This window comes from Pseudomonas sp. NPDC088890 (genome assembly GCF_044900155.1).
Classification (GTDB): Bacteria; Pseudomonadota; Gammaproteobacteria; order Pseudomonadales; family Pseudomonadaceae; genus Aquipseudomonas; species Aquipseudomonas urmiensis.
Genome location: NZ_JBJDNG010000010.1, coordinates 22551 through 36356, shown reverse-complemented (window position 1 = coordinate 36356; position 13806 = coordinate 22551). Strand labels below are relative to the sequence as shown.

Genomic DNA, 13806 nt, shown 5'->3' with positions numbered 1-13806 from the left:
GCCGATCCCTACAAGGAGTTGCTCGATGAACTGTGTTGAACGCGGGGTTGCCCCATTGCCCCAGGCGTTGCCGACCAATGCCTGCTTCGCCATCATTGCCCCCGCAGGCCCAGCGCGACTGGATCAGGCCAAGGCTGGGCAATGGTTTACCGACCGCGGCTACCAGTGCCGCATCTACCCCGGTGTCAGCCAGGCCCAAGGCTACCTTGCCGGCTCCGATCAGCAGCGTTTGCAGGATCTGCATGATGCCTTCAGCGACCCGCAGATCCACGCCATCCTGTGCATGCGTGGTGGTTACGGCAGCATGCGCCTGCTCGATCAGATCGACTTCGAGCTGATCGCGCGCCATCCCAAGCCGTTGATCGGCTATAGCGATATCACCGCCCTGCACACGGCGATCAACCAGCGTGCAGGATTGCTCACCTTCCACGGCGGCATGCTCAATGCCGATCTGCTGGGTGAGAAGCTGGAGCCGACCGTCAGTTCGTTACTGGAGCAGTTGCGCGGGCGCCTGGGGCAGGGCGCGGCGATTGCCCACCCGCACAACTACCCATTGACCAGCGTGCTGCCAGGCGCTGCCAGCGGGCGTCTGGTGGGCGGTAACCTGTCGTTGCTAGGGGCAACGTTGGGGACCTTGGCTGAGATCGATACGCGCGGCAGCATCTTGTTCATCGAGGATGTCAACGAGCCTTTGTACCGGATCGACAGGCTGCTGACCCAATTACGCCTGGCTGGCAAGCTGGAGGGGGTGCGTGGGGTGCTGGTGGGGGATTTTGCCGGGGTTACGGTTTCGGCCATGACGCCGCTGCTGGAGGATATCTTCGCGCCGTTGGCGGTGCCGGTGCTGGCCGGATGGCGCAGTGGCCATTGCGATCCGAATATTTGCTTGCCGCTGGGTGCGCGGGTGCACTTGGACAGCGAAAAGCACAGCCTGAGCTTGGAGCAGGCGTTATTCCGGTTGTAAGGCTATCGCGGGGCAAGCCCGCTCCCACGTGACGTCCACTGACGTCTACAACGTGGGAGCGGGCTTGCCCCGCGATAGCTCGCTAGCGGCTACGCAGGCTGTCGAGCAACTTATGCGTCGGGTAGCCATCCGCCGGCATCCCTTGCGCTTGCTGCGCATTACGAATCGCCTTGCGGGTATTGGCACCAATGATGCCATCGGCGTTGCCCGCCTCATGCCCGCTGGCATTGAGCAGGTTCTGCAACTCGATGCGCTCGCTGCGGCTCAATGGCAGGTCTTCTTTCGGCCAGCTGCCAGCAATGAAGCCCCAGCCGGAGAAGCGGTCACCCAGCAGGCTTACCGCCAGTGCATAGGAAGATGAATTGTTGTACTTGAGAATCGCGCGGAAGTTGTCCAACACCAGGAAGGCAGGGCCTTTGGCGCCGGCAGGCAGCAGCAGCGCGGCTGATAGCTGGTTGCTAGCGGCAGGCAGTTGCGTGCCACTGGGCAGTTTCACGCCCAGTTGCAGCCATTCGCTGACCGTCTTGCGCTGGGCGCCGTCGGCGATCCAGTAATCGAAGCTGGCCGGCACTTGGACTTCGAAGCCCCACGGTTGACCACGCTTCCAACCTGAGCTTTGCAAGTAATGGGCGGTGGATGCCAGGGCATCGGCGGTGCTGTTCCAGATATCGCGACGGCCATCACCGTCGAAGTCCACCGCGTGGGTGTTGTAGGTAGTCGGGATGAACTGGGTCTGACCCATCGCCCCGGCCCACGAGCCACGCATTGCCTCCGGCTGGATGTCGCCGTTCTGCAGGATCTGCAGCGCTGCAATCAGCTGGTCCTGGGCGAACTGCGGGCGCCGGCCTTCATAGGCCAGGGTCGCCAGCGAGCGGATCACCGACTTGCTACCCTGGAACTGGCCGAAGTTACTCTCCATGCCCCACACCGATACCAGCACCTGGCGATCTACGCCGTAGCGCTGTTCGATACGCGACAGCAGCTCGGCATTTTGCTCAAGCAGCTTCTTGCCATTGCGCACGCGCAGTGGCGACAGCGCGCCATCGAGGTATTCCCACACAGGGCGGGTGAACTCGGGCTGGCTGCGGTCGGCCTTGATCACGTCCATATCGGGTGTGACGCCGCTGAAGGCGCGGTCGAACAAACTTGCGCTGATGCCGGCCTGCAGTGCTTGCTGACGGAAGCCCGCCTGCCATTGGGCGAAGGTCTGCAGGGGCTGGATTTCAGTACTGACGTCAGGTGTGCTGCCGGGCAGGTTGACCACCGGAGCGGGCTGGGCAGGGGCCAGCGGCAGGGCGTCGGCAGCGGTGGGTTTCTCCGCGCAGGCGACGAGCAGGATGAGGCTGGAGGCCGCGATCAGCTGGCGGGGTTGCCAGCGTGGGAACAGACTGAAGAGCATGCACAGATCCAGGAATTACAGGTCAGGTGCCGACCATACCATGCCTGCGCTTTTGATGCTTTCATGCGGCCAAAAAGTAACAAGCCTCCCAATCTCTCGATTGGAAGGCTTCGCGGCGGTAGCTGCCTTTGCCCTTGCCTGGTTGTTCCTGTCGGCTGCGGAACAGTGGCTGGGCGATGATGGATTTGGCCTTGTTTGGGCCGTGTTTTTTCGGCTTTTTGCTCATCTTGAAGGTCCAGCGTGGTGAGTGACGGGCGCACTGTAGGTCGCTTGGAACGGGTGGGCCAATTGATTGTTTATATGATCAGTGAATGGCTCCGCTACGCGGCCCCAAAATCTCAAGCCTACTGAGAAGGCAAGCTCAACCGCTGCCCAGCCATCAACAGCGACAACCGCGCCAGGCTGGTCCAGGGCGAGCCCTCGGCCTGGCCCTTGATCTGCGCATCGATGCGTTGGGCATCCTGCAGCAACTGCGCCCAGCGTTGCGACGAGAGCCGTTGCAGGGCCTTGCTGACCAGGGGCCGGCGCTTGTCCCACACCGGTGGCCGGGCCTGGCTGAACGCTTTGTCCAACGGCACGCCCTGGCTGAATTGCTGGGCAATACCCGCCAGCAAGCGCAGCTCACGAGCCAGCGCCCAGAGAATCACCGGCGGCTCTACCCCTTCGCCGCGCAACCCCTCGAGCATACGCAGCGCATGCGCCGCCTCACCCTTGAGGATCGCATCGACCAGGCCGAACACATCGAACCTGGCGCTGTCGGCCACCGCCGCCTGCACGGTTTCCACCGTGATCTGGTTGCCGTCGGCCAGCAGCTTGAGCTTTTCGATCTCTTGCGCAGCGGCCAGCAGGTTGCCTTCGACCCGAGCGGCGATCAGGTCCACCGCATCGCGCTGCGCCGACAAGCCTGCCTGGGACAAGCGCTGGTTGATCCATTGCGGCAACTGGTGGGCGTCCACCGGCCAGATCTGGATGAACTGGCAGTGCGTACCTTCGACCAGCGCCTTGCCCCACTTGGTCTTCTGCGCGCTGCCATCGAGCTTGGGCAGGCTGATCAGCAGCAGGGTGTCTTCAGCAGGGTTGGCGCAGTACTCCATCAAGGCCGCCGCGCCTTTGTCGCCGGGCTTGCCCGAGGGCAGGCGCAGTTCCAGCAGGCGGCGCTGGGCAAACAGTGACAGGCTGGCACCGGCCAGGAGCAGGCTACCCCAGTCGAAGTTGGCGTCGGCACTGAACACCTGGCGTTCGTCGAAGCCTTGCTGGCGAGCAGCCGAGCGAATGGCATCGGCGGCTTCCTGGCATAGCAGCGGGTCGTCGCCGCTGACCACATAGACCGGGGCCAAGGCACCTTGCAGGTGTTTGTTGAGTTGGGCGGGGGCGAGCTTCATGAGCACAAGGCGGGGCACCCGGGGGTGCCCCGTACGGGCTTAGGTGCCCGGGATTTCCAGAGGGGACTGTTGCGGTGTTTCATCGCGATAACGCTGGGCGGCAGCGGCGGCATCGGCTTCGGCCTTGGCGCGCTCGTCGGCTTCCTGCTGCAGCTGATCAAGCTGGGCTGGGGTCAGCATCTGCAGGCGCACGACCATGCCTTGCACCAGGTCGCGACGCAGTTCTTCGCGGGTCTGGATGCCTTCCTGGTCGGAGCCGGTGATGTTGTCGCCGTCATGCACGTAGATCTTGCGCACTTCCAGCTTGTCGCTGAGCAGCGGCACGTTGTTCAGGCCAAGAATGCTGTAGTCGAGCACGGTGGTCAGCTCGTACTCGGCAGAACGGTTGCCGCCGCTGTAGGTGGCGGCGCGCTGAGTTTCTTTCTCATCGGTCAGCACCAGGCGGTAAGGAGCGCCGGTGTGCACGTCGACGCCGCTACGCTGCAGCACCTGGCGCAGTTGAGTGACGGTTTCGCCATAGGCGTTGCGGGCACTGACGTCCAGCTCTTTGATCGCCAGTTCACTGGTGCCGGTGCCGCGCAGCTGGAAACCACAGGCGCTGAGCATGACAGCCAGGCCCATTACCAGCAGATTGCGTTTGATCATGTTGAAGCTCCCTTGTGGGCCTGTTCCGCCCGCCCGCAGTGGCTGCGGGCGGGCGTTGCCATCAGTTGGCGACGATGTTGACCAGCTTGCCCGGAACCACGATGACCTTGCGGATTGTCAGGCCGTCAGTGAAGCGCAGGACGTTTTCGTTGTTGCGGGCGGCTGCCTCGACTTCCTCGCGGCTGGCGGCGGCAGGCATTTCCACCTGACCACGCAGCTTGCCGTTGACCTGGACCACCAGCGTCACGGTGTCTTGCACCAGGGCGGCTTCGTCGACGCTCGGCCAGGCGGCATCGATCACCGACTGGCTGTGGCCCAGCGCCTTCCACAGCTCGTGGCTGATGTGCGGGGTAATCGGCGCCAGCAGCAGAGTGACCGCTTCCAGGCCTTCCTGGAGCAGGGCACGGTCCTGCGCGGTGGCTTGTGGAGCCTTCTCCAGCACGTTCATCACGGTCATCACCTGGGCGATGGCGGTGTTGAACTTGTGGTATTGGCCGACATCGGTGCTGGCCTGCTTGATGGCTGCGTGGATCGAGCGGCGAATGACTTTTTGCGCGTCATCCAGGGCGGCGATGTCGAGCTGGCCCGGCAGGCCTTGGCTGACGTGCGCCTGGGCCAAGCGCCAAACGCGACGCAGGAAGCGGCTGGCACCTTCGACACCGGAGTCGGACCACTCCAGGCTCATGTCGGGCGGCGAGGCGAACATCATGAACAGACGGCAGGTGTCGGCGCCGTAGGCATCGATCATCGACTGCGGGTCGACGCCGTTGTTCTTCGACTTGGACATCTTCTCGGTGCCGCCGATTTCTACCGGCAGGCCGTCGGTCTTCAGACGCGCGCCAATGATCTTGGCCTTGGCATCACGCTCGATTTCCACGTCGGCCGGGTTGAACCAATCCTTGCCGCCGTTGCTGGCAACGCGGTAGTAGGTCTCGGCGACCACCATGCCCTGGGTCAGCAGGTTCTTGAACGGCTCGTTCGAGGTGACCAGGCCTTCGTCGCGCATCAGCTTGTGGAAGAAGCGCGCATACAGCAGGTGCAGGATGGCATGTTCGATGCCGCCGATGTACTGGTCGACCGGCAGCCAGTGGTTGGCCGCTTTCGGATCGACCAGGCCCTGGTCGTAGTTCGGCGAGGCGTAGCGGGCGAAGTACCAGGACGACTCGACGAAGGTGTCCATGGTGTCGGTTTCGCGCTTGGCCGCAGTGCCGCATTTGGGGCAGATGCACTCGTAGAACTCGGGCATGCGCGCCAGCGGCGAACCGGCGCCGTCCGGTACCACGTTCTCCGGCAGGGTCACCGGCAGTTGGTCTTCCGGCACCGGTACGTCGCCGCAGGACGGGCAGTGGATGATCGGGATCGGGCAGCCCCAGTAGCGCTGGCGGCTGATACCCCAGTCGCGCAGGCGGAACTGAGTGCGCGATTTGCCCAGCTCTTTGCGGATCAGCGCGGCTTCGATGGCGTCGAAGGCGCCCTGGAAGTCCAGGCCATCGAACTCGCCGGAGTTGATCAGCTGGCCATGCTCGCCGTAGGCGGCTTGCCACTCGCTGGACACTTCGTCACCGGCGCTGGTACGGACCACGGCCTTGACCGGCAGGTTGTACTTGTGGGCGAACTCGAAATCACGCTCATCGTGGGCAGGTACGGCCATGACCGCGCCGTCGCCGTAGTGCATCAGCACGTAGTTGGCGACCCACACGGGCAACTTCTCGCCCGTCAGCGGGTGCTCGACGAACAGGGAAGTGGGCATGCCCTTCTTCTCCTGGGTGGCCATGTCGGCCTCGGCGACACTGCCGCTCTTGCATTCGTCGATGAACGCCTGCAACGCCGGGTTGCCCTGGGCGGCCTGGGTGGCCAGCGGGTGCTCGGCGGCGACTGCGACGTAGGTGGCGCCCATCAGGGTATCGGGACGGGTAGTGAAGACCTTCAGCGTGCCCTCATGACCGATGCTGGCCTGGTCATAGGGGAACTGCACTTCCATGCCGCGCGACTTGCCGATCCAGTTGCGCTGCATGGTCTTGACCTGCTCAGGCCAGCCCGGCAGCTCGTCGAGGCTTTCCAGCAGCTCGTCGGCGTAGTCGGTGATGCGGAAGTAGTACATCGGGATTTCGCGCTTTTCGATCAGCGCGCCGGAACGCCAGCCGCGGCCGTCGATGACCTGTTCGTTGGCCAGTACGGTCTGATCGGCAGGGTCCCAGTTGACGGTGCCGTTCTTGCGGTAGATGACGCCTTTTTCGAACAGGCGGGTGAACAGCCACTGCTCCCAACGGTAGTAGTCGGGCTTGCAGGTGGTGACTTCACGCGACCAGTCGATGGCCAGGCCCAGGCTCTTGAGCTGGGTCTTCATGTAGTCGATGTTTTCGTAGGTCCACTTGGCCGGGGCGACGTTGTTTTTCATCGCCGCGTTTTCCGCAGGCATACCAAACGCGTCCCAGCCCATTGGCTGCAGGACATTTTTGCCGAGCATGCGCTGGTAACGGGCGATCACGTCGCCAATGGTGTAGTTGCGCACGTGGCCCATGTGTAGCTTGCCGCTCGGGTACGGGAACATCGATAGGCAATAGTAGGTGTCTTTGCCTGGCTGTTCGGTCACAGCGAACGATCGTTGCTCGTCCCAGGATTTCTGGGCGGCGGCTTCTACTTCACGGGGCGTGTATTGTTCGTGCATGGCTACTTTTGGCTGAGAGAGAAGAGACCTTGTTCCCGGCAGCGGAACCTCGCTGCGTCCGGCACTCCGGTGTCGGTAAGAGTGAACGCCGTAGCATACATGAGCGCTGCGCGTCGTGGGAAACCCTATTGCGCCGAGCGGCCTTGCGGGCCGTTGGTCGCTGCAAGCGGCTGCTTTTTGCAGTGACGCTAAGCTCAGGTGTGGGGGGAGATATCTTTATCTTCAATGAGGTGAACGGATGGGAGAATCGCAGCTACCCGCAAGCAAACCGGAGCTTTACGAACGCTTGATCGACCGTTTGGGACTGGCGCTGGAAGTGGCCAGGACCTCGGTGAGATTACGCGACGAAATGCCAGCAGAACTGGAGTTGCGCGGCCTCAGCCATGCAGAGTTCGAAGTGATCAAGGCCTACCTGGAATCCCTCCCGGAAAGCCGTTTTGCCAGTGCCGCTGCCCACCAGCAGCCGGAGCCGTCGTCAGCAAAGATCGTCTGGCTCAAGGACAAGAAACGCCCCGCCACCACGGCGAGATCCAGGACGCTGCCATTCCGATAGTCGTTCAGGATTCCAGGCGCAGAGGGTCACGCGCCGGTTCTTTTTCCAACACATACCACATGATCGGCGCCGGATGCGTACTTGTTGCCCGGCGCCGATCCTCTTAGGCTGCACGCCTTCACAGGAGGTGTGCGCCGTGCCGATTCGTTACTTCATCAAACAATGGTTGTTGCCCCCGGGGTTTCTGTTCCTGTTGCTGCTGGCTGCCTGGTGGCTGCGCAAGCGGCGGCCGCGCTTGGCGTTGGCCTGTTTCGTTCTGGGCCTGGGCGGGTTGTGGTTGATGAGCTTGCCGTGGGTGGTGGAGCACACTGCGCGGCAGTTGGAAACCGAACAGGCGTTGGGCCTTGAGCAGTGGTCCGGGCTGGCCGCGCGCGCCGATGCGATCGTGGTGCTCGGGGCGGGACGTGAGCGCGGTGATCCGGCTTGGGGTGGTCAGGACCAGCCCACCGGCACAGCGTTGGAGCGTATGCGTTACGCCGCACAACTGGCCAAGGCTTCGGGCCTACCGGTGCTGATCAGTGGCGGGCTGCATTATGGTACGCCGCCGAGTGAGGCGCAGTTGATGGCCGATCGGCTGCGCGATGACTTTGGCGTGCTGGTCAAGTGGAAGGAAGAAGGCAGCCGCACTACCTGGGAAAACGCCCAAATGAGCGCGCAAGTGTTGCAGCCGCTGGGTATTCGCCGGGTAGTGGTAGTGACCCAGGCCTGGCACATGCAGCGTTCGCGCTGGAGCTTCGAGCGGGCGGGGTTTGAGGTGGTGCCGGCGCCAGTGGGGTTCCTGGGCCAGGATCATGCGCGGCCGTTTGCCGGGCTGTTGCCTGATAGCCGGGCGGTTTGGCAGAGCGGGCAGTTGCTCAATGAGGCGGTAGGGTTGGTTGGGTATCGATTGTTCTACTGAGCGTAGGCGGTGGCGAAGCTATCGCGAGGTAAGCCTGCTCCCACGCCGTTGTAAGGACGATTGGCGTGGGAGCAGGCTTGCCCCGCGATAGGGGCGGTTTTGGCCCTGCCGTCAAACGGTCTTGGCAATGCGCCCGGCCAGTAGTGCCCACCCCATCAGCACTGCGCAGAGAATCGCCAACGGCCAAGAGCGCCATTGCAGATAAGGCGTGAGCTGCTGCATCGGCACCACTTCGCCATACAGGATCGCCTGCTGGAACTGAGGGATCTGCGCGGTGATCTTGCCAAACGGGTCGATCAGCGCGGTGACGCCGTTGTTGGTCGCGCGGATCATCCAGCGGCCAGCCTCCAGCGCGCGCATCTGCGCCATCTGCAGGTGCTGCAATGGGCCGATCGAGGTGCCGAACCAGGTGTCGTTGCTGATGGTCAGCAGCAGGTCGCTGCGGGCGGCCAGGCTGGCGGCGAATTCGGGATAGACCACTTCGTAGCAGATGTACGGGGCGATCTGGTAACCCTTGGCTTGCAACAGCGCCTGGTCTTCGGGGCCGCGGGCGAAGTCCGACATCGGCAGGTTGAAGAACTCGATCGCCCCCCGCAGCATGTCTTGCAGCGGCACGTACTCGCCAAACGGCACCAGTTTCTGTTTCAGGTAAGTGCCGTCGCCTTCGCCGGCCACGGTGATGCCGTTGTAGTAGCGGCGCTGCTTGTGGACGATTTCCCGCACTGGCACACCGGTAATCAGCGCCGAATGCCGCTCGGCGGCGAACCCACCCATCATGTCGATGTAGCCCTGGGCCTGGTCCTTGAGCACCGGCACCGCGGTTTCCGGCCAGATCAACAAGTCGACCGGCTTGGAGGTGAAGCTCATGTCGCGGTACAGCGCCAGCTGGGCATTGATGTGGGCGGGGTCCCATTTCAGGTCCTGCTCGACATTGCCTTGCACTGCCGCGACCGTCAGCGGCTCGCCCGCCGGCCGGGTCCAGGCGTGGTTTTTCAGGGCAATGCCGAGAATCCATGGGCCGACCAGCAACAGCACGCCAATGGCCAGGAACGACCGCCGTGCGCGCAGGCGGTGCAGATTGCACAGCAGCGCTGCCGTCAAGGCCAGGGCAAACGAGATCAACCATACGCCGCCCAGCGGGGCCAGGCCGGCCAATGGTCCGTCCAGCTGGCTGTAGCCGGAGTACAGCCAGGGGAAACCGGTCAGGAACCAGCCACGGAAAGCCTCCTGCAGCAGCCACAGGGCAGCGAAGCACAAGGCATCGGCCAGCGGCGCCTCGTTACGGCGCAGCCAGCGCGCCCAGAGCCAGGCGGGCAGGGCGAAGAACCAGGCAATGGCGGCAAAAAACGCCACCAACAGCACTATTGCCAGCAGCGGCGAGGCGCCGCCGTAGGTGTTCATGCTGACGTAGATCCAGCTGGTGCCGGCGCCATACAGGCCGAAGCCGTAGCACCAGCCACGGGCCATGGCCTGGCGTGGGCTCAGCTCGCGCAGGCCGGCGTAGAACAGGCCCAAGGCGAGCAAGGCCAGTGGCCAGAAGTCAAACGGCGACAGGGCCAGCAGGGTAGACGCGCCGGCCGCCATGGCCAGCAGGTTACCGGGCCAGCCGGGGCGGGTGATCCAGCGCATGGTTTTCCTTAACGGGTAATCGGGGTCAGGCGCAGCAAGTGAACACGCCGGCTGTCGGCGTTGAGAATGCGGAAGCGGTAGGCGCCGATCTCAGTGGTTTCGTTGCGTTTGGGCAAGTGGCCGAAGGCACTCATGACCAAGCCGCCGACGGTGTCGAACTCATCGTCAGAGAACTCGCTGTCGAAGAACTCGTTGAAGTTCTCGATCGGCGTCAGCGCCTTGACCAGGAAATCGCCGCTGGGCAGTGGCTTGATGTAGCTGTCTTCCTCGACATCGTGTTCGTCCTCGATGTCGCCGACGATCTGCTCAAGCACGTCTTCGATGGTTACCAGGCCTGCCACACCGCCGTATTCGTCGATGACCACGGCCATGTGGTTGTGGTTGGCGCGAAACTCGCGCAGCAGCACGTTCAGGCGCTTGGATTCCGGCACGAAAGTGGCCGGACGCAGCAGGTCCTTGATGTTGAAGCTGTCGCCGTTCTCCTTGAGGATCAGCGGCAGCAGGTCCTTGGCCAGCAGGATCCCGAGCACATCATCGTGGCTTTCGCCAATCACCGGGTAGCGCGAGTGGGCGGCATCGATCACCGACGGCAGAAACTCACGAGGCGACTGGCTGGCCTTGATGCTGATCATCTGCGAGCGCGGCACCATGATGTCGCGCACCTGCAGGTCAGCGACCTGGATGGCACCTTCGACAATGGTCAGCGCTTCGCTGTCGAGCAGCTTGTTCTGATGGGCTTCGCGCAGCAGCTCGAGGAGCTCCTGGCGGTTTTTCGGCTCATGGGCAAAAGCCTGGGTCAGTTTACCCAGCCAGGACTTTTGCCCGTTGCTCGATCGGTCTTCGCTCATGGCGGTTACTCGTGTTCCTTGCAGATATCGTGGTGAGGGAGTTCGTCGTCGGCGTAGGGGTCCGGGTGACCCAGTTCGGCCAGCAATGTTCGTTCCAGTGCTTCCATTTCCTCGGCTTCGTCATCTTCGATGTGATCGTAGCCGAGTAGGTGCAGGCAGCCGTGAATGACCAGGTGCGCCCAATGCGCTTCAAGCGCCTTGCCCTGTTCGGCCGCTTCGCGCTCGACCACTGGCACGCAGATCACCAGGTCGCCCAGCAGCGGGATGTCGAGCAGCTCGTCCGGCACATCGGCAGGGAAGGAAAGCACATTGGTCGCGTAGTCTTTGTGACGATAGGTGTGATTGAGCTCACGACCTTCGGCTTCATCGACCAGACGGATGGTCATTTCCGAGTCGGCGCTGCGCTGGCGCAGGGCCAACTCGCACCAGCGGCGGAAGGCGGCGTCATCAGGGGCGGCGGCATCCGTGGCCCGTTGCAGGTCGAGTTCAAGCATCGCGGGCAGGTGCCTCGGCCTGGGCCTGGCGGCCTTCGAAACGGTCATAGGCCTCGACGATGCGTTGCACCAGCGGGTGGCGCACGACGTCTTTAGGCTGGAAATGGGTAAAGCTGATGCCCGGCACGTCCTTGAGCACCTCGATCACGTGCGCCAGCCCCGACTTGGTGCCGCGCGGCAGGTCGACCTGGGTGATGTCGCCGGTGATCACCGCGGTCGAGCCGAAGCCGATGCGGGTGAGGAACATCTTCATCTGCTCGAGCGTGGTGTTCTGGCTCTCGTCGAGGATGATGAAGCTGTTGTTCAGGGTGCGTCCGCGCATGTAGGCCAGCGGGGCGATCTCGATCACCTGGCGCTCGATCAGCTTGGCGACATGTTCGAAGCCGAGCATCTCGTAGAGGGCGTCGTACAGCGGGCGCAGGTAGGGGTCGATCTTCTGCGCCAGGTCGCCAGGCAGGAAACCGAGCTTTTCGCCCGCCTCGACCGCCGGGCGCACCAACAGGATGCGCCGCACTTGTTCGCGCTCCAGCGCGTCGACGGCGCAGGCAACGGCAAGGTAGGTCTTGCCAGTGCCGGCCGGGCCGATGCCGAAGTTGATGTCGTTGGCCAGGATCTCTTTGACGTAGCGCTGCTGGTTGAGGCCGCGCGGACGAATGTTGCCCTTGCGCGTGCGCAGCGAGACGCTGACTTCATTGACCGCCGGGTTGTCGATGTGCTCGACCGCCGACTCTTGTAGATAAAGGTGGACCGTTTCCGGCGACAGCTCGGTGGCCTTGGTCTCGCGATAGAGACGGCGCAGCAGCTGTTCGGCAGCGGAGGTGGCCTTGGGCTCGCCAAGCAGTTCGAACTGGTTACCGCGGTTGCGGATCTCGATGGCCAGGCGTTGCTCGATCAGGCGCAGGTGCTCGTCGAACTGGCCGCACAAGTTGGCGAAACGGTGGGCCTCGAAAGGTTCGAGGATGAAGCGATGAGGTTGTATGGGTGCGTTCAAGGTCGTTTTTGGCCGCTCGACGGCAATAGAGGTGAACCCAAGAATAACCCTTGATTGACAGTGGCGAAAGCACTGAAACGATCAAGGGTCGTTGCTAGCCAGGGTGCCTGAGTGCAGCTTGGCGGCGCAAGGGTGCTGGGGCACTGCGCGGCTGCCGTGGTCTGCTATGATGCGGCCCATTTTCAACCGTATGTGTCCCCACGCCGATCATGAGCAAACCTGAACCTGCCATCTATAAAGTCATCTTCCTCAACCAGGGGCAGGTGTTCGAAATGTACGCCAAGCAGATCTTCCAGAGCGATCTGTGGGGTTTTCTGGAGATCGAGGAGTTCGTCTTCGGTGAGCGCACCCAGGTGGTGGTAGACCCCAGCGAAGAGAAACTCAAGGCGCAGTTCGAGGGGGTGATCCGCAGCTTCGTGCCGATGCATTCGATCGTGCGAATCGATGAGGTCGAGCGGCTGGGTACGGCGAAGATCAGCGAAGCGAAGAACACCGGCAATGTCATGCCGTTCCCGATGCCGATGCCGGAGAAATAACGCTTAAGGCAGGGGGGAGAAGGGGCTGCGCCCTTCGGCGTTCTGCAGTTCGAGCAGGTATTTGCGGAAGATCTGCCCCAGCACCTGGGTAGCATGCTCGAGTTCGTCGCGGGGCATCTGCTCGGTGACTTCGTCGGCCATGTCCAGCGCGTCTTCGGCGCCGTTGACCGCAGCCATCTTCAGCAGAATATAGGCCTGTACGTTGTTGGCCTTGACCCCTTCACCATGGAAGAACATCGAGCCGAGGCGGTACTGGGCTTGTGCGTGGCCTTGCAGCGAAGCTTTCTGGAACCAGTTAAGCGCTTTGTTCAGATCACGCGGGGCTTGATCGCCGCTGCCGGTGTAGTAGAACTCACCCAGCTCGTACTGCGCCTGGGCATCCCCAGTCTCGGCGGTTTGCTCGCAGGCCTTGACGGCGGTTTGCAGGTCTTCGGGTTGAGCGCTCAGGGTGCAACGCCCCGTCGCTGGAATCAGCAACGAGTTACCGCCCTCCGCCAGGGCCAGCAGGGGCTGAAGAAGCAACAGGCAGCCCAGGGTAAGGGCGCGGCCGGCGCGGTTCATGGGGATCGACTTACCTCTGCAAAGCTGCGTCCGATGTCTCTGGTGGCACATTATGGGATAAGCAGCGCCAACCTTACAAAGTTTTACTCGAATTTCTGCACAGGTGGGGATTTGCTCGCGTGTGCTCTGGCGGTGTGATGCAGATCACAATAGCCCTCATCGCGGTGCAAGCCCGCTGCCACGAGGCAATGTGACGCGTCGTGGCAGCGGGCTTGCCCCGCGATGAGGCCGGCATGAG

General features: G+C 62.9%; 14 protein-coding genes. 4 read left to right on the top strand and 10 right to left on the bottom strand.

Translation table 11 applies throughout. The features are described from left to right. Nucleotides 1–25: 25 nt before the first annotated feature. Complete coding sequence (locus ACI2JX_RS19895) at nucleotides 26–964, top strand: LD-carboxypeptidase (protein ID WP_404690834.1); 939 nt, start codon at nucleotides 26–28, stop codon at nucleotides 962–964. An 82-nt stretch (nucleotides 965–1046) separates the two neighbouring features. Here the strand turns inward: ACI2JX_RS19895 and ACI2JX_RS19890 are convergent, their stop codons facing one another. From ACI2JX_RS19890 to leuS, 5 genes are all read right to left on the bottom strand, one after another. Continuing rightward, nucleotides 1047–2363: a lytic murein transglycosylase gene (locus ACI2JX_RS19890; RefSeq protein WP_404690833.1), complete on the bottom strand. Its 1317-nt coding sequence runs from the start codon at nucleotides 2361–2363 to the stop codon at nucleotides 1047–1049. 61 nt (nucleotides 2364–2424) lie between these two features. After that, the gene (arfA, locus tag ACI2JX_RS19885; RefSeq protein WP_186556672.1) at nucleotides 2425–2589 is read right to left on the bottom strand and encodes an alternative ribosome rescue factor ArfA; all 165 of its coding nucleotides are present in this window, start codon (nucleotides 2587–2589) and stop codon (nucleotides 2425–2427) included. Between the two features lie 118 nt (nucleotides 2590–2707). Continuing rightward, nucleotides 2708–3745, bottom strand: coding sequence for a DNA polymerase III subunit delta (gene holA, locus ACI2JX_RS19880; protein WP_404690832.1), 1038 nt, complete (start codon nucleotides 3743–3745; stop codon nucleotides 2708–2710). Between the two features lie 39 nt (nucleotides 3746–3784). Next, entirely contained in the window at nucleotides 3785–4390 is a 606-nt protein-coding gene (lptE, locus tag ACI2JX_RS19875) for an LPS assembly lipoprotein LptE (RefSeq protein ID WP_404690831.1), read from the bottom strand. Nucleotides 4391–4451: 61 nt separating this feature from the next. Further along, complete coding sequence (gene leuS / locus ACI2JX_RS19870; RefSeq protein WP_404690830.1) at nucleotides 4452–7058, bottom strand: leucine--tRNA ligase; 2607 nt, start codon at nucleotides 7056–7058, stop codon at nucleotides 4452–4454. A 238-nt stretch (nucleotides 7059–7296) separates the two neighbouring features. Between leuS and ACI2JX_RS19865 the strand changes: the two genes are divergently transcribed. Together ACI2JX_RS19865 and ACI2JX_RS19860 are read left to right on the top strand one after the other, a co-directional pair. Continuing rightward, entirely contained in the window at nucleotides 7297–7611 is a 315-nt protein-coding gene (locus tag ACI2JX_RS19865; RefSeq protein WP_186556676.1) for a hypothetical protein, read from the top strand. Between the two features lie 136 nt (nucleotides 7612–7747). Beyond that, nucleotides 7748–8509 (top strand): YdcF family protein, encoded by a 762-nt coding sequence (locus ACI2JX_RS19860; RefSeq protein ID WP_404690829.1) that lies wholly within the window; start codon nucleotides 7748–7750, stop codon nucleotides 8507–8509. 111 nt (nucleotides 8510–8620) lie between these two features. On the opposite strand, the gene lnt is transcribed toward ACI2JX_RS19860, so the two are convergent. Genes lnt through ACI2JX_RS19840 form a run of 4 tightly spaced genes read right to left on the bottom strand, consistent with a single transcriptional unit; the run spans nucleotide 8621 to nucleotide 12471 of the window. Beyond that, nucleotides 8621–10138 (bottom strand): apolipoprotein N-acyltransferase, encoded by a 1518-nt coding sequence (lnt, locus tag ACI2JX_RS19855; RefSeq protein WP_264236645.1) that lies wholly within the window; start codon nucleotides 10136–10138, stop codon nucleotides 8621–8623. A gap of 8 nt (nucleotides 10139–10146) precedes the next feature. Further along, a complete protein-coding gene (locus tag ACI2JX_RS19850; protein ID WP_186556679.1) occupies nucleotides 10147–10986 on the bottom strand; it encodes an HlyC/CorC family transporter in 840 nt (279 codons plus the stop codon). 5 nt (nucleotides 10987–10991) lie between these two features. Continuing rightward, the gene (gene ybeY, locus ACI2JX_RS19845; protein ID WP_186556680.1) at nucleotides 10992–11480 is read right to left on the bottom strand and encodes an rRNA maturation RNase YbeY; all 489 of its coding nucleotides are present in this window, start codon (nucleotides 11478–11480) and stop codon (nucleotides 10992–10994) included. Continuing rightward, a complete protein-coding gene (locus tag ACI2JX_RS19840) occupies nucleotides 11473–12471 on the bottom strand; it encodes a PhoH family protein (protein WP_186556681.1) in 999 nt (332 codons plus the stop codon). Before ACI2JX_RS19840 ends, ybeY begins: the two co-directional genes overlap by 8 nt. A gap of 209 nt (nucleotides 12472–12680) precedes the next feature. Between ACI2JX_RS19840 and ACI2JX_RS19835 the strand changes: the two genes are divergently transcribed. Then, the gene (locus ACI2JX_RS19835; protein ID WP_186556682.1) at nucleotides 12681–13007 is read left to right on the top strand and encodes a DUF1820 family protein; all 327 of its coding nucleotides are present in this window, start codon (nucleotides 12681–12683) and stop codon (nucleotides 13005–13007) included. A gap of 3 nt (nucleotides 13008–13010) precedes the next feature. Here ACI2JX_RS19835 and ACI2JX_RS19830 read toward each other — a convergent pair whose 3' ends face one another. Next, entirely contained in the window at nucleotides 13011–13568 is a 558-nt protein-coding gene (locus ACI2JX_RS19830) for a tetratricopeptide repeat protein (protein WP_264236647.1), read from the bottom strand. Nucleotides 13569–13806 lie beyond the last annotated feature (238 nt).